The sequence below is a fragment of the Microbacterium sp. 13-71-7 genome, from assembly GCF_002257455.1.
GTDB lineage: Bacteria > Actinomycetota > Actinomycetes > Actinomycetales > Microbacteriaceae > Microbacterium.
Genome location: NZ_NCKN01000043.1, coordinates 1 through 22223 on the forward strand (window position 1 = coordinate 1; position 22223 = coordinate 22223).

At 70.9% G+C, this 22223-nt stretch carries 21 protein-coding genes; 4 read left to right on the forward strand and 17 right to left on the reverse strand.

Features of this window, described 5'->3' with window-relative positions; genetic code table 11:
• From B7X32_RS06285 to B7X32_RS06315, 7 genes are all read right to left on the reverse strand, one after another.
• On the reverse strand, positions 1 to 607 hold a 607-nt coding region (locus B7X32_RS06285), incomplete at its 3' end, for a metal ABC transporter permease (protein WP_292717667.1).
• On the reverse strand, positions 604 to 1410 hold the full coding sequence (locus tag B7X32_RS06290) for a metal ABC transporter ATP-binding protein (protein WP_292717708.1): 807 nt from the start codon (positions 1408 to 1410) through the stop codon (positions 604 to 606). The genes B7X32_RS06290 and B7X32_RS06285, both read right to left, overlap by 4 nt.
• Before the next feature lie 62 nt (positions 1411 to 1472).
• Complete coding sequence (locus B7X32_RS06295) at positions 1473 to 2405, reverse strand: zinc ABC transporter substrate-binding protein (protein WP_292717669.1); 933 nt, start codon at positions 2403 to 2405, stop codon at positions 1473 to 1475.
• A gap of 168 nt (positions 2406 to 2573) precedes the next feature.
• Positions 2574 to 4253: a glycoside hydrolase family 13 protein gene (locus B7X32_RS06300; RefSeq protein WP_292717672.1), complete on the reverse strand. Its 1680-nt coding sequence runs from the start codon at positions 4251 to 4253 to the stop codon at positions 2574 to 2576.
• Between the two features lie 78 nt (positions 4254 to 4331).
• Complete coding sequence (locus tag B7X32_RS06305; protein ID WP_292717710.1) at positions 4332 to 5153, reverse strand: carbohydrate ABC transporter permease; 822 nt, start codon at positions 5151 to 5153, stop codon at positions 4332 to 4334.
• 74 nt (positions 5154 to 5227) lie between these two features.
• On the reverse strand, positions 5228 to 6139 hold the full coding sequence (locus B7X32_RS06310; RefSeq protein WP_292717674.1) for a sugar ABC transporter permease: 912 nt from the start codon (positions 6137 to 6139) through the stop codon (positions 5228 to 5230).
• Positions 6136 to 7440: an extracellular solute-binding protein gene (locus tag B7X32_RS06315; RefSeq protein WP_292717676.1), complete on the reverse strand. Its 1305-nt coding sequence runs from the start codon at positions 7438 to 7440 to the stop codon at positions 6136 to 6138. Before B7X32_RS06315 ends, B7X32_RS06310 begins: the two co-directional genes overlap by 4 nt.
• Positions 7441 to 7589: 149 nt before the next feature.
• On the opposite strand from B7X32_RS06315, the gene B7X32_RS06320 reads away from it, so the two are divergent.
• Positions 7590 to 8801 carry an ROK family protein gene (locus B7X32_RS06320; RefSeq protein ID WP_292717678.1) on the forward strand — a complete coding sequence of 404 codons (1212 nt, stop codon included), beginning with the start codon at positions 7590 to 7592 and terminating at the stop codon, positions 8799 to 8801.
• A 151-nt stretch (positions 8802 to 8952) separates the two neighbouring features.
• On the opposite strand, the gene B7X32_RS06325 is transcribed toward B7X32_RS06320, so the two are convergent.
• From B7X32_RS06325 to B7X32_RS06340, 4 genes are all read right to left on the reverse strand, one after another.
• Positions 8953 to 10314 (reverse strand): dihydrolipoamide acetyltransferase family protein, encoded by a 1362-nt coding sequence (locus tag B7X32_RS06325; RefSeq protein ID WP_292717681.1) that lies wholly within the window; start codon positions 10312 to 10314, stop codon positions 8953 to 8955.
• A 130-nt stretch (positions 10315 to 10444) separates the two neighbouring features.
• On the reverse strand, positions 10445 to 11449 hold the full coding sequence (locus B7X32_RS06330) for an alpha-ketoacid dehydrogenase subunit beta (RefSeq protein ID WP_292717683.1): 1005 nt from the start codon (positions 11447 to 11449) through the stop codon (positions 10445 to 10447).
• Complete coding sequence (locus B7X32_RS06335; RefSeq protein WP_292717685.1) at positions 11446 to 12573, reverse strand: thiamine pyrophosphate-dependent enzyme; 1128 nt, start codon at positions 12571 to 12573, stop codon at positions 11446 to 11448. Before B7X32_RS06335 ends, B7X32_RS06330 begins: the two co-directional genes overlap by 4 nt.
• A 314-nt stretch (positions 12574 to 12887) precedes the next feature.
• Positions 12888 to 13952, reverse strand: coding sequence for a histidinol-phosphate transaminase (locus B7X32_RS06340; RefSeq protein WP_292717687.1), 1065 nt, complete (start codon positions 13950 to 13952; stop codon positions 12888 to 12890).
• Between the two features lie 146 nt (positions 13953 to 14098).
• On the opposite strand from B7X32_RS06340, the gene B7X32_RS06345 reads away from it, so the two are divergent.
• Positions 14099 to 14503 carry a phage holin family protein gene (locus tag B7X32_RS06345; RefSeq protein ID WP_292717689.1) on the forward strand — a complete coding sequence of 135 codons (405 nt, stop codon included), beginning with the start codon at positions 14099 to 14101 and terminating at the stop codon, positions 14501 to 14503.
• An 18-nt stretch (positions 14504 to 14521) separates the two neighbouring features.
• On the opposite strand, the gene B7X32_RS06350 is transcribed toward B7X32_RS06345, so the two are convergent.
• Both B7X32_RS06350 and B7X32_RS06355 read right to left on the reverse strand, forming a co-directional pair.
• Entirely contained in the window at positions 14522 to 15922 is a 1401-nt protein-coding gene (locus tag B7X32_RS06350; RefSeq protein WP_292717691.1) for a hypothetical protein, read from the reverse strand.
• A gap of 4 nt (positions 15923 to 15926) precedes the next feature.
• The gene (locus tag B7X32_RS06355; RefSeq protein WP_292717693.1) at positions 15927 to 16172 is read right to left on the reverse strand and encodes a hypothetical protein; all 246 of its coding nucleotides are present in this window, start codon (positions 16170 to 16172) and stop codon (positions 15927 to 15929) included.
• A gap of 192 nt (positions 16173 to 16364) precedes the next feature.
• Between B7X32_RS06355 and B7X32_RS06360 the strand changes: the two genes are divergently transcribed.
• Positions 16365 to 16868: a low molecular weight protein-tyrosine-phosphatase gene (locus tag B7X32_RS06360; protein WP_292717695.1), complete on the forward strand. Its 504-nt coding sequence runs from the start codon at positions 16365 to 16367 to the stop codon at positions 16866 to 16868.
• A 41-nt stretch (positions 16869 to 16909) separates the two neighbouring features.
• On the forward strand, positions 16910 to 18286 hold the full coding sequence (purB, locus tag B7X32_RS06365; RefSeq protein ID WP_292717697.1) for an adenylosuccinate lyase: 1377 nt from the start codon (positions 16910 to 16912) through the stop codon (positions 18284 to 18286).
• 207 nt (positions 18287 to 18493) lie between these two features.
• On the opposite strand, the gene B7X32_RS06370 is transcribed toward purB, so the two are convergent.
• From B7X32_RS06370 to B7X32_RS06385, 4 genes are all read right to left on the reverse strand, one after another.
• On the reverse strand, positions 18494 to 19936 hold the full coding sequence (locus B7X32_RS06370; RefSeq protein ID WP_292717699.1) for an MFS transporter: 1443 nt from the start codon (positions 19934 to 19936) through the stop codon (positions 18494 to 18496).
• Positions 19937 to 19984: 48 nt separating this feature from the next.
• Complete coding sequence (locus B7X32_RS06375) at positions 19985 to 20380, reverse strand: hypothetical protein (protein WP_292717701.1); 396 nt, start codon at positions 20378 to 20380, stop codon at positions 19985 to 19987.
• Positions 20377 to 21045 carry an acyl-CoA synthetase gene (locus B7X32_RS06380; RefSeq protein ID WP_292717703.1) on the reverse strand — a complete coding sequence of 223 codons (669 nt, stop codon included), beginning with the start codon at positions 21043 to 21045 and terminating at the stop codon, positions 20377 to 20379. The genes B7X32_RS06375 and B7X32_RS06380 overlap by 4 nt, the downstream gene beginning before the upstream one ends.
• A gap of 130 nt (positions 21046 to 21175) precedes the next feature.
• On the reverse strand, positions 21176 to 22147 hold the full coding sequence (locus B7X32_RS06385; RefSeq protein WP_292717706.1) for a DMT family transporter: 972 nt from the start codon (positions 22145 to 22147) through the stop codon (positions 21176 to 21178).
• Positions 22148 to 22223: the final 76 nt, after the last annotated feature.

Below are 22223 nucleotides of genomic sequence, written 5' to 3' on the forward strand. Positions count from 1 at the left end.
GCACGGCGACCGCGACCACGAGTCCGAGCAGCAGCATGAACGCGAACGAGACGCCCACCGTGGGCACGCCGCGCGCGGCCGCGGACTGCGGGTCGAGCGACTCGAAGCGCAGCGGCCGCCAGATGAGGAGCAGGCCGACGAGCACGACCGCGCAGATCGCGGCCAGCCAGCCGAGCTGAGTCGACTGCACCGAGACGATCTGCCCGGTGAGCAGGCTGAAGCGTCCGGCCGCACGACCGCTGTAGAGCGAGAGACAGAGGATCCCGAGGCCCAGCCCGAAGGGCATCAGCACGCCGATGATCGAGTTGCGGTCACGGGCGCGGGCGCCGAGCCATCCGATGATGGCCGCGGCGAGGAGGGATCCCACGATCGATCCGGCGATCACGTCGACGCCGAACAGCAGCGCCGCCGCGGCGCCGGCGAAGGAGAGCTCGCTGATCCCGTGCACCGCGAAGGCCATGTCGCGCTGCATCACGAAGACACCGATGAGACCCCCGACGAGGCCGAGGATGGCGCCGGCCCACACGGAGTTCGAGACGAGCCCGAGGATCTCGCCGTACTGCGAGAGGCCGCCGAACATCGCCTGGCCGATGTCGTCGATGTTCATGCGCCCTCCTCGTGGTCGTCGTGCTCGTGGTGGTGCGCGGCGATCTCCGCGTCGGGTGCTCCGACGACCACGAGCCGGCCGCCGACCTCCTGCACGAACACGGGCGCGCCGTAGAGCGCGCTCAGCACCCGGGTGGTCAGCACCTCGCGCGGGGTGCCGAGCGTGAAGCGCCCGTTCGCGATGTAGAGGATCCGGTCGACGATGTCGAGCACCGGATTGATGTCGTGGGTCACGATCAGCACGCCGGCCCCCGTGCGGCGATGCGCGTCGATGAGCCCCGTCACCGCCTGCTGATTCGCCAGGTCCAGGCTCGTGAGCGGCTCGTCGCAGAGCAGCAGCCGCGGATCGTCCGCGAGCGCCTGCCCGACGCGCAGCCGCTGCTGCTCTCCGCCGGAGAGCACGCCGACGGGGCGGTCCGCGAAGGCGCGGGCGCCGACCGCGTCGATGAGCGCATCGACGTGCGCCCTGTCGCCGCGGCGCGGGAACGGAAGGCCGAAGCGGTGCCCGTCCACGCCGAGGGCGACGAGATCCCGCCCCCGCATCGACGTCTCGGCCGGCAGCGGCCTGGCCTGAGGCAGGTACCCGATGCGGCGGCTGCCGCGGCGTCGCACCGGCTCGCCGAGCGCGACCACGGATCCCGCGGACAGCGGCTGGAGCCCCAGGATCGCCCGCAGCAGCGTGGTCTTGCCCGTGCCGCTCGGGCCGAGGACGGCGACGAGCTCACCGGGCGCGACGTCGAGGTCGAGTCCGCTCCAGAGCTCCCGATCGCCGCGCTGGATCGCGGCGCCACGGATCTGCAGCACCGGCGCCGGAGCGGACGTCCCGTCGGACGCCGCCCCGGCCCGCGTGCCGTCGGAGGAAAAGGTCACTTGTCGAGATTACGGGTCATCGTCTCGATGTTGTCCTGCATCCAGGTCAGGTAGTTCTTGCCGTCCGGCACGAGCTCGGTGACCTCCTGCACCGGGACGCCCTTGCCCTTGGCCGCATCGATCACGCGGGTGGTCTCCGCGCCGCCGGTCTGCGCGTTCGCGAAGAGCACCTTCACGTCGCCGGAGTCGATGAGCCTCGTGGCCTCGAGCAGCGTCGCCGGGGGCACGTCCTGACCCTCCTCGACGGCGTGGCTGAACGCATCGGGCGTGACGTTCACGAGGCCCGCCGCCTCGGTGAGGTACAGCGGCACGGGCTCGGTGACGAAGATCTTGGCGCCGTCATGCGCGCCCTTGATCGTGGCGAGCTTCGCGTCCAGGCCCTTCAGCCCCTCCTCGAAGGAGGCGAGGTTCTTCTCGAAGTCGGACTTGTGGTCGGGGGCGATCGTGCCGAGCTCGTCGGCGATCTTCGCTGCCACCTTGTCGACGACCGCGGTCGAGTACCAGACGTGCTCGTTGAAGCCCTCGACCGTCTTGGCGCCGTCCTCGCCCTTCGGCCAGGCCGGCGCGAACGTCACGGCGGAGACGAGCGGCACCGAGTCGGCGGCCTTCGTGACGAGGTCCCCCATGAACGCGTCGTACCCGCCACCGTTCTCCAGGACGAGCTTCGCCCTGCTCACCGTGAGCTGGTCGGCCGCGGTCACCTCGTACTCGTGCGGATCCTTCGAGAGCGAGTCGATGACCGAGGTGACCTCGACGTGATCGCCGCCGATCTGCTTCGCCACGTCGCCCCAGACGTTCGTCGAGGCCGTCACCGGGATCCGGTCCGAGGAGCCCCCGGTGGGCGATCCTGCGGCCGGAGTTGCGGAGCATCCCGCGAGGGCGAGGAGCGAGGCGGCGGCGAGAGCAAGGGCGGCGAGGGGCTTGGTCATGTCCACGACTTTACGTTAAATGAGAATCATTATCAAAACGGGGGGTGCGCGGGCGATGCTCCCTCTGAACGACGGGAGGGGCCGACGCGAAAGCTCGCCTCGACCCCTCCCCTGCCCTCCCCACCGGTGGCTCACCCCGCGGAGCGACCCCTTCGGCGGCGGATCCGCTCAGCCGCGCAGCCAGACCGTGCTCTCACCGGCCACCGCGCCGTCGACGAGGGTCCCGAGCACGGGCTCCTCACCCGCGGAGAGCGCAAACGGCTCGGTGCCGAAGTTGGTCACGACCTGCCAGCCGTTCGGGCGCACGAAGCGGAGCACGTCGCCGCGGCCGGTCTCGATCCATTCCAGCGTCTCCGCGGTCTGCAGTTCGTGGCGCAGGGCGAGGGCGCGACGGTAGGTGTTCAGCGACGACGTCGGATCCGCGTCCTCGACCTCGACCGCGTAGTCCGCGAACCAGGCCGGCTGCGGGATGTGGGCGCCCGCGGTTCCGAACCCGAACGAGGATTCGGAGCGCGCCCACGGCAGCGGCACACGGCAGCCGTCGCGGCCGAGCCCGTCGCGATCGGGGTCGGCCCCGCGGAAGAACGCGGGATCCTGCCGGTCCTCCGCCTTGATGTCGGCGACCTCGTGCAGGCCGAGCTCCTCGCCCTGGTACAGGTAGGTGCTGCCGGGCAGGCCGAGGAGGAACAGCGATGCGGCGAGCGCACGGCGTCCGCCCCGCTCCAGGTCGACCTGGTCGGCGGGACCGCCGGCGAGGATCCACGCGGACCCCTGCTTGACGTCGCGGCCGTTCAGCGGCTCCAGACCGTAGCGGGTGGCGTGACGGACCACGTCGTGGTTCGACAACACCCAGGTCGAGCTGGATCCGGTCGCCTCGCTCTGCGCGAGGTTGTCGGTCACGATGTGCCGGAACTGCGCGGCGTCGAAGTCCGCCTCGAGCAGGTCGAAGTTGAACGCCTGGCCGAGCCCGTCCGGGGTCGCGTACTTCGCCCGGCGCTCGGCCGTGGCGACCCACGCCTCGGCCACCGCGATGCGCGGCGGGTCGTACTCGTCGAACACCTGCCGCCACTCGCGGTAGATGTCGTGCACGGCGTCGCGATCCCACAGCGGATGCTGCCCGTCGGTCGTGTCCATCGCGTCGAGCTCCGCCTGGCTCGGCAGCACCTCGGGGAGATCCTTGCTCAGACCGTGCGCGACGTCGATGCGGAAGCCGTCGACCCCGCGGTCCGACCAGAAGCGCAGTGTGGTCAGGAACTCCGCGTGCACGTCGGGGTTGTCCCAGTTGAAGTCGGGCTGCTCCTTGGCGAAGAAGTGGAAGTACCACTGGCCGTCGCCGACCGGCTCCCAGCCGGCGCCGCCGAACACGCTCGTCCAGTCCGCGGGCGGCAGCTCGCCGTTCTCGCCGAGCCCGTCGCGGAAGATGTAGCGGTCGCGCTCCGGCGACCCCTTGGGCGCGGCGAGCGCGGCCTGGAACAGCGCGTGCCGGTCGGACGAGTGGTTCGGCACGATGTCAACGATCACCTTGATGCCGCGCCCGTGCAGGGCGGCGATCATGTCGTCGAAGTCGGCGAGGGTGCCCAGGCGCGGATCCACGTCGCGGTAGTCGGCGACGTCGTAGCCGCCATCGGCCAGCTCGGACGGGTAGAACGGGCTCAGCCACACCGCGTCGACGCCGAGCCCGGCGAGGTAGTCGGCCTTCTCGACCACGCCGCGGATGTCGCCGAGGCCGTCGCCGTTCGTGTCGGAGAAGCTGCGCGGATAGACCTGGTAGACGACGGCCTGGCGCCACCAGGCGGCGTCGGCGGATCCGGTCACGAGGGTGTCGGTCGTGAGGACTGCATCGGTCATGGGGTTCCCTTCTGGGGTTTGCGGTTCAGGTGGGCCGGACCTTCGACAGGCTCCGGGACCGGGCGGTTCGACAGGGCGTCAGCCCTTGACGGCTCCCTGGGTCACGCCCTCCATCACCCAGCGCTGTGTGAACAGGTAGGCGACGATCGCGGGGGCCATGGCCATCAGGTAGGAGGCGAAGGACACGTTGTAGTTGTTGCTGAACTGGGTCTGGAACAGGTTCTGCCTCACGGGCAGCGTCTGCAAGGCCGGATCCGAGATGATCAGCGACGGCATCATGAAGTCGTTCCAGGCGTAGAGGAAGGCGAAGATGCCGACCGTGGCGCTCATCGGTCCGAGCAGCGGAAAGATGATCCGCCAGAACGTCTGCCAGGTGCTCGCGCCGTCGATGCGCGCGCTCTCCTCGAGTTCGAGCGGGATCGAGCGCAGGAACGCGGTGAACAGCAGCACGCTGAAGCTCAGCTGGAACATCGTGGCGAGGATGACGACGCCGAACGGATTGTCCAGGTGCACGAGCCCGGTGAGCTGGATCTGCGGCAGGGCCACCACGGGGAACGGGATGAACATCGCGGCGAGCAGGTAGAAGAACGAGTACCGGAACAGCTTCCGATCCCAGTTGCGCACGATCGCGTACGACGCGAACGCCGCGAGCACGATCGTGAGCACCACGGTGCCCGCCGTCACGAACAGCGAGATTCCCGCGCCCACCGGGAACGTCGTGAGGTTCCACGCCTGCACGAAGCCGTCGATCGAGAAGGGCGCGGGCAGCGAGAAGGCGTTGCCGTCGACCGCCTGATTCGTGGTCTTGAACGCCATCGAGATCGTGACGTAGAGCGGCAGCAGCACGGTGATCGCGCACAGGATCAGGATGATCGTGCCCGACCAGTTGACGCGCTCCATGCGGACGCGCGGGCGGCGGCCCTCGGCGGCACCGGTGGTGAGGGCCTCGGTCGTGAGCAGGGTCTGGGTCGACATCAGAGGGCGTTCCTTCCGCGCGTCAGCGAGAGCTGGAGGAGGGAGATGAGGACGGCGACGACGAAGAACATGGTCGCGTTCGCCATCTGATAGGCGTAGTCGCCGCCGTTGAAGCCGGCGATGATCGTCATCGCGACGCTGCGCGTCGCGGTGCCGGGACCGCCGTTGGTGAGGCCGACGATGATGTCGTAGGCGTTGAGGAATCCCTTGAACCCGAGGATCACGTTGATCACCACGTAGCCGAACACGAGCGGCACGGTGATCCGGGTGAGCTGCTGGGTCTTGGTCGCACCGTCGATCGCGGCGGCCTCGTACACCTCGCCGGGCACCGACAGCAGGCCCGCGATGTAGATGAGCAGCGTGCCGGGGATCGCCTGCCAGGCCGTGACGATCACGATCGCGACCCAGGCGAGGTCGGGGTTGGCGAGGATGCTGGTCTGCAGCCACTCCAGTCCTGTCGCGTTCCCGAGCCCGGGGATCGAGTTGGAGAAGAGGAAGTTGAAGACGTAGGCGATGATGATGCCCGAGACCACCATCGGGATCACGAAGATCGTGCGAAGGCCCGTCTTGAACCGGATCCGCGAGGTGAGGCCTACCGCGAGCAGGAAGCCGATCACGTTCACCACGATCACCGTGGCGAGCGAGAAGCCGAACGTGAACAGATAGCTCTGCAGGATGGCCGGATCGCTGAACGCCGCGAGGTAGTTGGTCACCCCGTTGAAGCTCCAGTCGCCGATGCCGATCGAGTCCGTGAAGCTGAAGAAGATCCCGATGACCGCCGGTACCGTGATGGCGAGCGTGAACAGGATCAGGCTCGGCAGCAGGAACAGGTAGTAGATCGGCTCGACGCGCCGCGCGCTGCGACGCACCGTGCGGTCGCCCTGGGTGACGATCGCGGTCGTGGCGCTCACTTCGCCGCTCCCTTCGTGTCGCGGGCCGCCGGGGCGCGGAACGCGAGTCGCGCCCAGTCGGCGTCCATGGTCGCGAGCGTCGTCTGGGGCTTCGCACCCAGGGCCATGGCCTGCGCGTAGTTGAAGACCGGGATCGTCTTGGGCACGAGCACGGACGGCCCCTGGTAGACGTGACCCCCGTCGACGTACGGGATCATCCCGGCAACGCGGGGGTCGTCCGGCGCCGGCGCCGACGTCGTCGGGGTGAACCCGAGCTGCGACGCGTTGTACGCCTGGATGTTCTGCGGCCGATACAGATACTCGAGGAAGTCCCGGGCGGCGGCCTTGTGGTGCGACCCCTCGGGGATCATCGCGGCGAGGTCGAGGTTGACGCGCACCTTCAGGTCCGAGGAGCTGTCCGTCATCGGCAGCGGGAATGTGCCGAGCTGCAGGTCGGGCGCGGTCTTCGCGATCTCGCTGAACGCCCACGGACCCTGCAGATACATCGCGGCCTGGCCCTTCGAGAAGGCGAGGTTGCCGTCGCCGTAGCCCCGGCTGGCCGCATCCTTGTTCACATAGGCCCCGAGCAGTTGCTGCATCTTCGCCATCGGCGCTGCGAACTCCTTGGAGAACGAGGTCGCGGAGTCGGGCCCGACCTTCGCGCCTTCGGCGTTCAGCCGCTGGAACACGTCGAGCACGTCGAGAGATCCGCCGGTCGCGTAGTCGTACCAGCCCTGGCCGACCGTCCAGTCGTCCTTGAGCGTCGCGTAGAACGGGGTGACGCCGGCGGCCTTCAGCGCGCCGCACGCGGCGATCAGTTCGTCCCAGGTCTTCGGCACGGCGATGTGGTGCTCGGCGAAGATCTGCTTGTTGTAGATGACCGATGCCGCCATGACCGAATAGGGCAGGGCGCTGGTGCGGCCCGTGCACGTGCCGTACTGATCGAGCAGCGGCTGGTAGGTCTCCGCGATCTCGCCGGCGGCCTTCGTGCCGCTCAGATCGCTGAGCGCACAGCGCGAGACGAAGCGCGCGACCTCCATGTTGTAGTTCGCGAGCATGAGGTCGGGCGGGTTCCCCCGCACGAAGCTCGCCGAGACGACGTCGACGCCCGAGGTGTCGATCACGACCCGGACCTTCGACTGCGCGGCGTTGTACTCCGCGACCTTCTTCGTCATGAAGTCGATCGCCTCGCGCTTGCTGAACGTGAAGCGGATCGTCTCGCGGCCGTCGGTCGGGGCGCAGCCGGCGAGGGCTCCCCCGGCGACGGCGAGCGCGGCGAGGCCGGCGAGCGCCCTCACGATCCGCGTGCGTGGTGCAGACACCTTCGTCCTCATCCCTTCCGACGGACCCGGCCTCGTCATGCGCATATCGGCACGACAGACGCGTCCTTGTTTCGGACATTAGATTTTATGCCCGAATCAACTCGGGCAAGGGTTACTCTGACAGAGGTCCACCAGAGAGGTCAAGCATCATGTCGACATCCGCCGCCGACGTCGGCGCCACCCGGCCGAGCCTCGGCCAGGTGCTGGACTTCGCCTGGGGCCGTGGCCCGTTCACCGCCACGGAGGCGATGGCGGGCGCATCCCTGACGCGCTCGACCACGATCGACGCGATCGACACGCTCGTCGAGACCGGCGTGGTGCGCGAGCTCGCGAACGCCCGCGACGCCGGCGAGTACTCGGCCGGGCGCCCGGCCCGGCGCTTCGAGCTGCCCGCCGACCTCGGCGCCGTGATCGCGCTGGATGCGGGCGACACGCACCTGGGCGTGACCGTCACCGACCTCGCGCGCGCACCGCTCGCGCATGTGCGCGCCGACCTGGATCCGCTGCACACCGTCGGGCAGCGCCGCGCGGCGATCCTGCGCCACCTCGACGCGGCCCTGACCTCGAGCGGGGTTCCCCGCGACCGCGTTCTCGCGCTGTGCGCGGGCGTCGCGGCCCCGGTGGCGCGGAACGGCTCGTCGCCGCCGCACCCCGACGGTTTCTGGGAGCGCACCAACCCCGGCCTCGCCGAGCTGCTGGCCGGGTGGGCGCCGGTCGTCGAGGTCAAGAACGACGCCGTGCTCGCCGCCGCCGCGGAGGGCGACCTCGGGCAGGCCGCGGGCTGCCGCGACTACATCGCGCTGATCGCGGGCGAGCGGTTCGGCGCCGGCGCGGTCGTGGACGGTCACATCCTGCACGGCGCGCACGGCGGCGTCGGCGAGATGGTGCTGCTGGACCACGTGCGCGGCGTCGGATCCGCCGAGGGGCTCGGGCCCGCGATCACCCGCATCGCCCAGGAGCTGCTGACCTCGGGCAAGGCCGCGGCCGACGGCGCGCTGGCGGAGCTCGCCGCGAACGGCCTGCGCGCGGAGCGCATCCTCGGCCTCTCGGCCGTCGGGGATCCCGATGCGGCACAGGTCGTGCGCGGCGCGGGCGAGTACCTGGCGCGCGTCGTCGCGGTGCTCGGCAGCACCTACGACCCGGAGCGCGTGATCGTCTGCGGCGCGATCGCCGACGCCATCGAACCCGTGCTCGACGCGGCGCGGGACGTGCTGCGCCCGCTGCTGGATCTGCCCGCGCCGACGATCCTGCGCTCGCGCCTCGGCGCCGACATCGTGCTCGCCGGCGCGGTCTCCACGGCCCTGGCCGCGGCCCGCACCGTCGGCCTGCCGCGGCTCGTCGCGCAGCGGCTGCACGGCTGAGGATCCCGGCCTGGTCGTTGAGCGAGAACGCGGAAGGCGACCGAGACGAAACGCGGTGCCCTCGCGAGGCAGCTCCCCGAGAGGGTGCGCCCGTTTCGTCTCGCTCCGGCTGCGCCGGTGCTCGCTCAACGACCGACGCGGTGAGGACCCCTCAGTCCACCAGCAGCGCAGGCTCCTCGAGCACGGCGGCGACGTCGGCGATGAAGCGGCTCATGCCGTCGCCGTCCACGACGCGGTGGTCGAAGGATCCGGCCACGGTGGTCACCCAGCGCGGGCGCACCTCGCCGTCGACGACCCACGGCTTCTGGCTGATCGTGCCCATGGCGACGATGCCGGCCTCGCCGGGGTTGATGATCGGGGTGCCCGCATCCATCCCGAACACGCCGATGTTGGTGATCATGATGGTGCCGCCCTGCTGCTCGGCGGGGGTGGTCTTCCCCTCGCGCGCGGTGGCGGTGAGACGGTTCAGCGCGCGGGCCAGGTCGCGCATGCCGAGGTCCTGCGCGTCCTTGATGTTCGGGACCAGCAGGCCGCGCGGCGTGGCCGCGGCGATGCCGAGGTTCACGTAATGGCGCACCGCGATCTCGGCGCCGTCGGCCGTGTCGATCCAGGCGGCGTTGACCATCGGGGTGCGTCGCACGGCCCAGATCACGGCGCGCGCCATGATCAGCAGCGGGGACACCTTGACGTCGGCGAAGTCGGGCGAGGCCTTGAGCCGCTTGACGAGCTCCATCGTGCGCGAGGCGTCGACCTCCTTCCACACGGTCACGTGCGGCGCGGAGTAGGCGCTCTGCACCATCGCCGAGGAGGTCGCCTTGCGGACGCCCTTGACCGGGATCGACTCGGTGCGGCTCTCGTCCGCGCCGACCCCTGAGCCCGTCGAGGGGCGAGCCGGCGAGAGCCCGCGGGCCAGGCCCACCGGCGCCGGCTGCGGCGCGGGCACGGTCTCCTCGCGCACGTCGCCCCACTCCGGCGTCTGGATGTTGCGGAACACGCTCGCCTGCTCGGCGTGGCGCATCACGTCGTCACGGGTGACCTCGCCGTCCGCACCGGTCGGGGCGACCTGGGTGAGGTCGACGCCGAGGTCGCGCGCGAGCTTGCGGATCGGCGGCTTCGCGATCACACCGACCGTGGAGCGCACAGGGCGCTCGGCGGGGCGACGACGACGCGAGGTCGCCTCCGCACCGGAGCCGTAGCCGACCAGGACGGATCCGGATCCCTCCTCCGCGGCCGGAGCCGCGGGCGCGGCGGCCGGGGCGGCAGGCTCGGCCGCGCCCGTCACGAACGTGATGATCGGGGTGCCGACGTCGATCGTCTTCCCCTCCGGCACGAGCAGTTCGCCGACCGTGCCGGCGTGCGGCGAGGGCAGCTCGACGAGCGACTTGGCGGTCTCGATCTCGCAGATCACGTCGTTGACCGCGACCGCATCGCCCGGGGCGACCCGCCACGTGACGATCTCGGCCTCGGTCAGCCCCTCGCCGACGTCCGGGAGGGTGAAGGTCTGGGTGCTCATGGTGGGGATCCTTTCACACGACGGCGGCGTCCTTCGTCTCGTCGCTGCGCTCCTCGCTCAGGAACAGACACGGCTCCGGTTCCTGAGCGAGCGGAGCGAGACGAAGGACGCTCGACGACCGGGCAAGACATCAGTAGGCCAGCGACCGGTCGACGGCCTCGAGGATCCGGTCCGGATCCGGCAGGTAGGTGCTCTCGAGCTTCGCGGGCGGGAACGGGGTGTCGTAGCCCGAGACGCGCAGCACGGGAGCCTCGAGCGCGTAGAACGCCCGCTCCATGACGGTCGCGGCGATCTCGCTGCCGAGACTCACGAAGCCCGGCGCCTCCTGCGCGTAGACCATGCGGCCCGTCGAGCGCACCGAGTCCAGGAGAGGTCCGTAGTCGACCGGCGACAGCGAGCGCAGATCGACGACCTCGCAGCTCGTGCCCTCGGTCTCGGCGAGCGCGGCGGCCTGCAGCAGCGTCGACACCATCGCGCCGTGCCCGACGAGGGTGACGTCGGAGCCGCGGCGGACGATCCGCGAGGCGTGCAGCGGCAGCGCGGGGGCGGACAGGTCGACCTCGCCCTTGGGCCAGTACCGGCTCTTCGGCTCGAGGAAGATCACTGGATCGTTCGACGCGATCGCCTCCTGGATCATCCAGTAGGCGTCGTTCGGGGTCGACGGCGAGACCACGCGCAGGCCAGGAGTGTGCGCGAAGTACGTCTCGGGGCTCTCCTGGTGGTGCTCGACCGCCCCGATGTGCCCGCCGTAGGGGATCCGGATGACGATCGGCATCGAGATCCGGCCCTCGTGACGGGCCGTGATCTTCGCGAGCTGCGTGGTGATCTGGTCGAAGGCGGGGAAGACGAAGCCGTCGAACTGGATCTCGATGACGGGACGGAATCCGCCCATCGCGAGCCCGATCGCGGTGCCGACGATGCCGGACTCGGCGAGCGGGGTGTCCAGCACCCGCTGCGGGCCGAAGTCGCGCTGCAGGTGCTCCGTGACGCGGAACACCCCGCCGAGGCTGCCGATGTCCTCGCCCATGAGCAGGACGCGATCGTCGTCCTCCATCGCCTTGCGCAGGCCCGCGTTCAGGGCCTTGCTGAAGGGCATCGTCTCGATGCCGGTCCTGGTCGTGTCCACCGTGGTCATCGGTCACCCTCCTGGAAGGAAGCCTCGTACTGCGCCTGCCACGCCTTCTGCTCCGCCATGAGCGGGTGCGGGTCGCTGTACACGTTGTCGAAGATCGCCTCCGCGGTCGGCGAGACGAGCTCGAGGGTGCGCACGCGCAGGTCCTCTGCGGCGTCGGCGGCCTCGGCCTCGACGTCGGCGAAGACGGATCCGGCGGCTCCCCGGTTCTCCAGGAACGCGCGCATGCGGGCGATCGGATCCCGCAGCGACCACTCCTGCTCCTCGTCGCTGCCCCGGTACTTCGTGGGGTCGTCGCTCGTGGTGTGCGCGCCCATCCGGTACGTGACGGCCTCGATCGCGCGCGGCCCGTCGCCGGTGCGCGCCTCGTCGAGCGCGCGGCGGGTCACGGCCCAGCTCGCGAGCACGTCGTTGCCGTCGACGCGGATCGACTCGATCCCGTAGCCGGTCCCGCGCTGGACGAGCGGCACGCGGGACTGGGTCTTCACCGGCACCGAGATCGCCCAGTGGTTGTTCTGCAGGAAGAAGACCTCCGGGGTCTGGTAGCTCGCGGCGAACACCATCGCCTCGTGCACATCGCCCTGGCTCGAGGCTCCGTCGCCGTAGTAGACCATCACGGCCTGGTCGCGATCGACGTCGCCGGATCCGCACTTTCCGTCGAAGACGAGCCCCATCGCGAGGCCCGTCGCGTGCAGGGTCTGCGAGCCGAGCACGAGCGTGTACACGCGGGTGTTGCCGTTGCGGGGATCCGTCGGATCCCAGCCGCTGTTCGAGGTGCCGCGCATCAGCTTGATGATGTCGACCGGATCCACCCCGCGGATGCGGGTGACGGCGTGCTCGCGGTAGGAGGGGAAGATCGTGTCCTGCGGCCGCGCGGCGCGGGCGGATCCGACCTGGGCGGCCTCCTGGCCCCGGCTCGGCGGCCACAGGGCGAGCTGGCCCTGGCGCTGCAGGTTCGTGGCCTGGGTGTCGATCGCGCGGATCACGACCATGTCCCGGTAGAACTGCTCGAGGTCGCCGTCTGGCAGGGCCTCGATGAGGGGCAGATACTCCTCCGCGGCGGGGTTCGGGGCGAAGCGGCCGTCGGCATCGAGGACGCGGACGGTGGGGATATCGGCGTCAGTCACCTTGTCTACGCTAACCGAGGTTTCCGCCTTCGCAGTGGAGGGTGCGCACAAACGATCGGCGGGCCGCTGTGACGATCCCCACGGACGCATGCTGGCGCGAGGATATCCAGGTGTCCCACGTATTAATGCCAGGTCCCCCTAGCTTTTTACGTGGACGTCCTTGCATCGGAACGGGCCTGCGACGGAGGCCCCGTGCGACGGATGCAGGATCCTGGCACGGATGCACGACGGATCCGCCGGATCGGTCCTGCATCCGTGCCCTCATCGTGCATCCGTCCCGCTCATCGGCGCGATGGACAGGACGAGGGGACGCGTCAGGGGCGCTGGGCGACGGCGAGCACGCGGGGCAGCGACTCGGCCTCGCCGACCGAGATGCGGATCCCGTCACCGGGGAACGCGCGCACGATGAGACCGGCCTCCTCGAACGCGGCCGCCACGTCGACCGTCGCCTCCCCGGTGGGGAGCCAGACGAAGTTGCCCTGGGCGTCCGGGACGTCCCAGCCCTGCGCGCGCAGGCCCTCGACCAGTTCCGTGCGGCGCTCGACGATCACGGCGACGCGGGCGCGCAGCTCGTCCTCCGCGTCCAGGCTGGCGATCGCTGCGCGCTCTGCGGCGGCGGTGACCGACAGCGGGATCGCGGTCGTTCGGGCCGCATCCAGCACGCGCGGGTGGCCGATCGCGTAGCCGACGCGCAGGCCGGCCAGCCCGTACGCCTTGGAGAACGTGCGCAGCACGACGACGTTGGGGTGCGCCTCGAAGATGCGCTCGGCGAGGCCGTCGACGGCGTCGGGCGCGGTGACGAACTCGGCGTAGGCCTCGTCGAGCACGATCAGCACGTCCTGCGGCACCTTCTCGACGAAGGCCGCGAACTCGGCGCTCGTGACGATCGGCCCCGTGGGGTTGTTGGGCGTGCACACGATCACCACGCGGGTGCGTTCCGTGATCGCGGCGGCCATGGCGTCGAGGTCGTGGCGGGCGTCGGCGGTGAGCGGCACCTGCACCCCGGTCGCCCCGGCCACGAGCGGCAGACCGGGGTAGGCCTCGAACGAGCGCCACGCGTAGACGACCTCGTCGCCGACGGTCGCCGCGGCCAGCACGAGCTGATACAGGATCGCGACGCTGCCGGACGCGACGTGCACCGCGTCGGGTGCGACACCGTAACGCTCGCCGAGGCGCACGCGCAGCGCACCCGCGGTCGCATCCGGATAGCGGTTCATCGGCGTCGCGTCGGAGAGCGCGGCCAGGACCGAGGGCAGCGGATCGAACGGGTTCTCGTTGCTGGACAGCTTGAACGCGTCGGCACCGGCCTGCTTGCCCTGGCGGTACGGCGGAAGGGCCGCGATCTCTTCACGGATGCGGGGCAGGATCTCATCGCTCACGCGTCGAGTCTAGATCCGGGGCCCTGCGCTGTTCCGGCCCAGGGCCCTGCGCTGTTCCGGCGGGCGGGCGCGACAGCGGATCCGCCTCGCGCAAGCCCCGGCGGATCACTGGGCGGATCCCGGGTGCGGATGCGACAATCGGCATCATGAGGTTCCTGATCCGCGTCATCGTGAACGCCTTCGCCATCTGGGTCGTGAGCCTGATCACGGTCCTCGAGGTCTCTGTCACGCCCTATCCGCCGGGCGGAATGGTCCCGCTGCTCGTCACGCTGCTCGCGATCGGCGCGGTCTTCGCGATCGTGAACACGATCGTCGGCACCGTGGTGAAGATCGTGGCGATCCCGCTGTACATCCTCACGCTGGGCCTGATCTCGCTCGTGATCAACGGCTTCCTGCTCTGGCTCACCGCCTGGATCACCGGATTCTGGGGCTGGGGCCTGGCGCTCGGCGGCTTCGGCTGGACGATCGTCGCGGCCTTCCTCATCGCCGTCATCAACGCGGTCTTCAACGCGATCCTGCGTCCGCAGCGCGCGCGGGACCGCGACCGCTGAGCCGGCCGACAGGCGTCCTCACCCTGTGATCCGCCGGGCCGTGTAGTCGGTCGAGGTCATCGACGTCGCCGTGTCGAGCGCGGCGAAGTGCTCGGCGATCCTCGCCATCCGCGCATCCCCCGAGGCCTCGGCACGGCGCACGGTCTCCCGGTAGCCGTCGAGCAGGTGCGCCGGGATCCGCGGATCCGTCCCGTGGCCGGGCGCGGCCGCGCGACGGATGACCAGGCTGTCGGAGGAGCCCGTGCCGTTCGGGCTCCCGCCGCCCGCGAGGCCGGCGACCGGATCGTCGGTGTGCCGGACGGCGACGCTCAGCACGTCCTCCGGCAGCACGGGCTCGATCGGGGATCCCACGGTCACGACGCCCCGCACGTCGAACTCGCCGGACTGGGCGAGCAGGCCCGCGATCATCCCGCCCTGCGAGTAACCCACCAGGTCGACCGGGGTGTCGGCCCCCGCGCCGGCATCGCGCAGCGCCTCGGCGACGGCCTTGTAGGAGTCGGCCTCGGCGTGCTCGGAGTACATCCGCAGATTCGAGGCGTGCGACCACGGCTCCCCGGCGGACGTGCCGCGGGTGCCGTCGATGTAGGCGACGAAGCGCTGCGTGCCGTCCCCCATCCGGTAGGTCTCGACGCGCACCTGCGGCGAGCGCCCGTACGGGATGCGCGACACCGCCCCGGCGAGCGTCGAGGGGCCGGCCGGGAGCGCGGCGGCAGGGCCGCGCTCGATCACCACGTCCCCCGGCCGGGGCCCGACCCCCGCCGGGCTTCGCGCATCCGCCATGAGGACGAGCCCTGGCGTGGGCGCGAGAGGTGTGGGGCGGACCACGCCGTTCTCCGCGGCCACGGAGGTCATGAGGCGCTGGGCCCCTTCGGCCCACACCCGCGCGTTCCACCCCTGCAGGCTCCGGAGCAGGAACAGCGCGGGACTGAGACCGAGCAGCAGTGCATCGCCCGCCCTGGACAGCGGCCCTGAGTCGTCCCCGGGGACGAAGCCCCCGGCGACGTCCCCTCGCCAACGGCGCTGCCACTGCTCGGAGAGAGCGGACAGTCGCGGGTCGCCGGCCAGCAGCCGCTCCTCGCGGAGGCGGAGCTCGCGGGCGGCCGCGACGTCGTCCACGCCGAGCATCGCCCGCCGGGCGCGCAGATCGGCCAGTTCGTACACGTCGGCCATGGTGCCGACCCCGCCGGCGAGCCGTTCCAGCGCGTCCTCGACGTCCTGGAGCTGCGCCGCCGCCGACCACAGCGCGGGGATCCCCCCGACGTGAGGGACGTCGTCGAGGAGACCGGGGATCGCGAGCAGATCCTGCCGGGCGCAGGCGACCTCGCCCGCCTCGGCGCGCACGCGGCCCGCCGTCGTGCGCAGGCGGTCAGGGTCCACCGAGATCACCCCGCCGTGCGTGATCTCGATCTCATCGGCCATCCGCTCACCCCACCCGCAGCGCCGACTCGATCGAGGGCAGCGATTCCTGCGCGGCGGCGAGCGCCCGTCGCTGGGCCTCCAGCTCGCGCTGCACGAACTCGACGCTCCTCGAGCGCCACCCGCAGTCCGCGTCGATCGCACGCAGCACGGCGACGGTCGCCTCGATGCGCTCGCGGGCGCTCTCGCAGCGGAGCAGAGCCTCGGCGAGCCGCCAGGATCCCGGCGCGGCGGCCGGTGCGATGGTGATCATGCCCGCCAGCCTGCCGTCCGCCCCGGCGCCGCGGAGGACGCAGTGCGCAACCCGTGCGGAGCAGGGACACGCCCCGGCTTGTGGAGGACGGACCGCGCCGTGCATCACGCGATCCTGCGCCACGGCAGGGCTCCGCGCGCGGGGCAGGAATCCGCGCGCGGGGCGGCGGAGCCGGTGCGGCACAATGGAGGGATGACCGAGTCGGATCCGTTCCGCGTCATCTTCGTATGCACGGGGAACATCTGCCGGTCCCCGATGGCGGAGGTGGTCTTCCGCGACATCGCGGCGAAGCAGGGACTCGGCGACAGGATCGTCTCGACGAGCGCCGGCACGGGGGACTGGCACGTGGGCGAGCAGGCCGACAGCCGCACGATCGACGCCCTCGCCCGCCGCGGCTACGACGGGACCAAGCACCGCGCGCGCCAGTTCACCTACGACTCCTTCACCGGGAACGACCTCGTCGTGGCGCTGGACCGCACGCACGAGCGGATCCTGAAGCAGTGGGCGCGCGACGAGTCGGAGGAGGGCAAGGTGACCCTGCTCCTCTCGTTCGAGCACAACCCGTCCGTTCTGGATGTGCCGGACCCCTACTACGCCGACGCCCGGGTGTTCGATGAGGTGCTCGGTATGATCGAGAGCGCGAGCCACGGCCTCTTCCGTCAGCTCGAACCCGCCATCCGACCGTCACGTCCGTGACACCGGCGGTCCGGATCCACGACTCTTCCCGGAGGACCCCCGTGCCCGCCTCGCTCCCCGTCCAGCCCCTCAGCCCGCTCGACGGCCGCTACCGCGCCGCGGTCGCCCCCCTCGCCGACTACCTCTCCGAGGCCGGGCTCAACCGCGCCCGCGTCGAGGTCGAGGTGGAGTGGCTGATCGCGCTCACCGACCGCTCGCTGTTCGGCACCGCTCCCCTGGCCGACGCCGACAAGGAGCGCCTGCGCGGCCTCTACCGCGACTTCGGCCAGGCCGAGATCGACTGGCTCGCCGAGAAGGAGGCGGTGACCCGCCACGACGTGAAGGCCGTGGAGTACCTCGTCCGCGACCGCCTGTCGGCCCTGGGCCTCGACACGATCGCCGAGCTCACGCACTTCGCCTGCACGAGCGAGGACATCAACTCCGCCTCCTACGCGCTGACCGTCAAGCGCGCGGTCGAGCGCGTGTGGCTGCCCGCCCTGCAGGACGTGATCGCCAAGCTCCGCGAACTCGCGACCGAGCACGCCGACGCCGCGATGCTGTCGCGCACGCACGGCCAGCCCGCGACGCCGTCGACGATGGGCAAGGAGCTCGCCGTGTTCGCGTGGCGCCTGGAGCGCGTGGCCAAGCGGATCGAGGGATCCGAGTACCTGGCGAAGTTCTCCGGTGCGACGGGCACCTGGTCGGCGCACCTCGCCGCAGAGCCCGACGCCGACTGGCCCCGCATCGCCCGCGAGTACATCGAGGGCCTCGGGATCGACTTCAACATCCTCACCACGCAGATCGAGTCGCACGACTGGCAGGTCGAGCTGTACGACCACGTCCGTCACGCGGGCGGGATCCTGCACAACCTCGCGACCGACATCTGGACCTACATCTCGCTCGGCTACTTCGCCCAGATCCCCGTCGCGGGCGCGACCGGATCCTCGACCATGCCGCACAAGATCAACCCGATCCGCTTCGAGAACGCCGAGGCGAACCTCGAGCTCTCCAGCGCCCTGCTCGGATCCCTGTCGCAGACGCTCGTCACGAGCCGCCTGCAGCGCGACCTCACCGACTCGACCACGCAGCGCAACATCGGCGTCGCGTTCGGGCACTCCCTGCTCGCGCTGGACAACCTGCGCCGCGGGCTCAACGAGATCTCGCTCTCGCGCGATGTGCTGCTCGCCGACCTGGACACGAACTGGGAGGTGCTCGGCGAGGCGATCCAGACGGTGATCCGCGCCGAGGTCGTCGCGGGGCGCTCCACGATCCAGGATCCGTACGCGCTGCTGAAGGAGCTCACCCGCGGTCACCGCGTGGGCGCCGCGGAGCTCGCCGAGTTCGTGCAGGGCCTGGAGATCGGCGATGCGGCCAAGCAGCGCCTGCTGGCCCTGACACCTGCGACCTACGTGGGACTCGCCGAGACGCTCGCGAAGTAACCGGATCCAGGTCTGCCTCCGGCGGCGGCCGGACGCGCCACGGGGAGAGATGGATATCGTCGCTCCGGCGCGCTTCGTAGCAGCGTTTTCCATCCCGGCTCGCGATCCGCATCCCGGTGGAGATGGAAAACGTCGCTGCGGCGCACTCGGGAGCAGCGTTTTCCATCTCGCCAGACAAGCCGCCGGACTCGAGCGCCTCCTTCGGGCTCAGCCCTCCACGGGTGTCGGCGCCGGCGCACCGGAGTGGTCCCCCGCGCGGTCCTTCGGCATCGCGAGGATCGCCAGCAGCATGAGGACCGCGGTCACCGCGGCCGCGACGAACACCCAGGTCGAGGCGCGCACCACTGTCGCCGGATCCCCGGATCCGCCCCCGGAGGCGATGACGGCGTTCGAGATCGCGCCGAACACGGCCACGCCCACGGCACTGCCGGCAGAACGGGCGAACGTGTTCATCCCGGTCACCGCGCCGCGCTCGCCCCAGCCGACCGAGGCCTGCGCCACGATGAGGGTGGGCGCCGCCGTCCAGCCCAGGCCGAAGCCGATCACGAAGGCGACCGCGGCGAGCGTGTAGGCGCTGGGATAGGGCCCGATCAGCGCCAGCCCGATCGCGCCGAGCGTGGCGATCGATGCTCCGATCAGCGCGGTGAAGCGGAACCCGTGCCGCAGGTACAGCCGCCCCGCGTTGGCGGCGGAGAGCGGCCAGCCCAGGGTCAGGGCGGCCACGGCGAGCCCCGCGAGCAGCGGCGGCACGGCGATCGCACCCTGCAGATAGGCCGGCGCGAAGCTCGTGATGCCCGTCAGCAGGGCGCCGATCGCGAGCGACGCGAGCGTCGTGGTGAGGATGAGGCGACCGGAGATCAGCCGCAGGTCGATGATCGGCTCGGCGGCGCGACGCTCCACGAGGCCGAAGGCGACGAGGGCGATACCCCCGCCGACGAAGCAGGCCAGGCTCGGCACCGACTGCCAGGCCCAGGCGTTCCCGCCCTCGAGCACGCCGACGATGATCGCGGTGAGAGCGATCGTCAGCAGCACCGCGCCCGCGTAGTCGATCCGGTGCCGGCGCTTCTCGATCTGCTCGTGGAAGTGCCGCAGCAGCATCCAGGCCGCGATCAGGCACAGCGGGATGTTGATGAAGAAGATCAGCCGCCAGGCGTCGAACTGCGCGAAGACCCCGCCCAGTGCGGGCCCCACGACGGAGGACAGCGCCCAGACGCTCGCGATGTACCCCTGCACGACCGCCCGCTCGGACAGCGTGTAGATGTCGCCGACGATCGTCGCGACCATCGGGCCCACGGCTCCCGCACCCAGGCCCTGCAGGAGCCGGAAGAGGATGAGCGACGGCATGCTCCACGCGAGTCCGCACAGGATGGATCCGAGGAGGAACAGGGCGATTCCGATCAGCACGATCGGCTTCCGGCCGACCGTGTCCGCGAGCTTGGAGTAGATCGGCACGCTCACCGCCTGCGCGAGCAGGTAGATCGAGAACAGCCAGGGGAACTGCTGATAGCTGCCGAGATCGCGCACCACACTCGGCACGGCGGTCGCGAGGATCGTGGCGTCCATCGCGATGAGCCCCATCGCGAGCATGAGCGAGAGCAGCACCGGCCCGCGCTCGGAGCGGAAGCCCACGGAGGCGCGATCGATCGTCATGCTCACCCTGGACACAAGCCCTGCAGGATCCGGGCTATTCCCGACGGTCTACGCCTTCGGCGCGTCGCCCTCGGCGGATCCGGTCGCGTCGTCCGCGTCGGAGGCGACCGGGCCCGTCGTTCCCGGTGCGGCTGCCGTGTCGTCGACGTCGTCGTACAGCACAGGGCGGTCGTGCGTCTTCGTGAAGTCCGCCGGGTCGACGGCCAGGATCAGGATCGACAGGATCAGCAGGGCGGCGATGAAGATCCCGCCCGTCACGATGAACGCGAGGTTCCACGGCGGGATGGCGCCGTAGGTGCCCTTGTCGACCATGCGCATCACCTTGTCGGTGAACGCGCCCGTGGCGATCAGCGTCACGACACCGGCGAAGAGGCCGCACAGCAGCGAAAGGCCGACCAGCTGCAACGGTCGGAACAGATCCCTGCGCCTGGTCTTCTCGGTCATGCGGATCCTTCGTTCTCGGCCGGCGCCGTGCCGGCGGTGTCGGTGCCCGCAACAGCGGTGCGGGCGCGAGGGCTGAGCCCGGCGATGCCAAGGAAGACCGCGACGATGGCGGCGTAGGCGCCGAAGATCCCGACGGCCAGGGTGATCCCGGTCAGCGTGAACGAGCCGGCCTCGGCGATGGAGTAGTTGAGCGCGTACGTCGTGGGCACGCACAGCAGGCCGACGGCGAGGGCCAGCCCCAGGGATCCGATCAGGATCCCATCGCGGGCGCCGTCGGCGACGGCGGCCGGCGCGGTCCCGGCGCGGGCCTGGCGGCGGGCGCGGATCCCGGCGAGGAGCTCGACGAGCCCGCCGAGCGCGCCCCACGCGATCACCACGACGAAGAACAGCGGCGTGGTGCGCCAGCCCGGGATGCTGCTGGCCATGCCCGTGACGATCGCGACGGCCCCGAGCAGCACGTACGGCCAGCGCCACCCCGAAGGCGCCACGAGCCAGGCGGCGAGGATCTCGATCACCGCGGTGACCAGGGCGAATCCGCTGAACACCGCGAGCCCCACGAACGCCGAATGGTTCGCGGAGAAGGTGATCATGAGGGCCGCGACCGCGGCGAAGGCGGCGCGCGCGAGCTGCACATGGCGCAGCTGGAACGTGCGGGTGGCGGGCATGACGGATCCTCGGGTCCCTGTGCTTCGATCCCCTCGAGCGGTCTCGGGGACCAAGCCTCAGCAACCGCTTCGACGGGTTCTACGGCCGCCCAGACGGACGGGCGGACCATGCCAGTCTACGCGCGGGATCCTAGGCGCCCGCTCGGGAGCCGAGCTCCGACGCATCCGGATCCGGATCCCCGGACCGCGCCTCGGCGTCCGGATCCTCGTCGGCGCGGCCGTCCTTCCGCCGCGGCTGCAGCTCGCTGAGCAGGGTGCCCGCGATGATGAGGGCCGCCCCGAGGATGGCGAGCGGAGGGATCCGCTCCCCCGCGATGCGCCCGACCACGCCCGCCCACACGGGCTCGCCGGTGTAGATGATGGTGGCGCGGGTCGCGGAGACCGAGCGCTGCGCCCAGTTCATCGTGAGCTGGATCAGGCCACTCGCCAGCCCCATGGCGAGACCCGCGATCAGCCAGACCGGGTCGAAGGCCGGCACGCTCTCGCCGACGGCGGGCATGGTCGCGAAACCGAGGACCGACGCGGTGAGCAGCTGCACGACGGTCAGCCGGCCCACGTCGAACCGCCTGCCGAAGAGGCTGATCAGGATGATCTCGCCCGCGATCGGCAGGGTGCTGATGAGCGTGAGGATCTCGCCCTGGCCGAGCTGGATCCCGCGGGATCCGATCCCGGCGACCAGCAGCAGACCGACGAAGGCCAGGCCCGCGCCGGCGAGGGTCAGGGCGCGCGGCGGCTTGCGCAGCACGAGCCACTGCAGCAGCGGCACGAGCGGCACGTAGAACGCGGTCATGAACGCGCTGGTGCTGGAGTCGATCGTCTGCAGCCCCGCGGTCTGCAGGCCGTAGCCGCCGTAGATCGCGGCGCCGATGGCCGCGCCGGCGCCAATCTCGCGCCACGTCATTCCTCGCAGCGAGCGCCAGAAGATCGCCGCCGCGAACAGCCCCGCGGCGAGGAACCGGAACCCGACGAAGAACCACGGTCCGGAATGCTGCATCGCGGTGTGCACGACGAGGAAGGTGCCGCCCCAGATCATGGTGATCCCGACGAGGGCCCACTCCTGAACGGACAGCCCCAGGACGCGGCGGGAGGCGGTCTGATTCACGCTCATACGCTACGCGGTTCCGCACCGAGCCGTCGCCGCCCCCTCCCGCCCCCCCCCCCCCCCCCCCCCCCCCCCC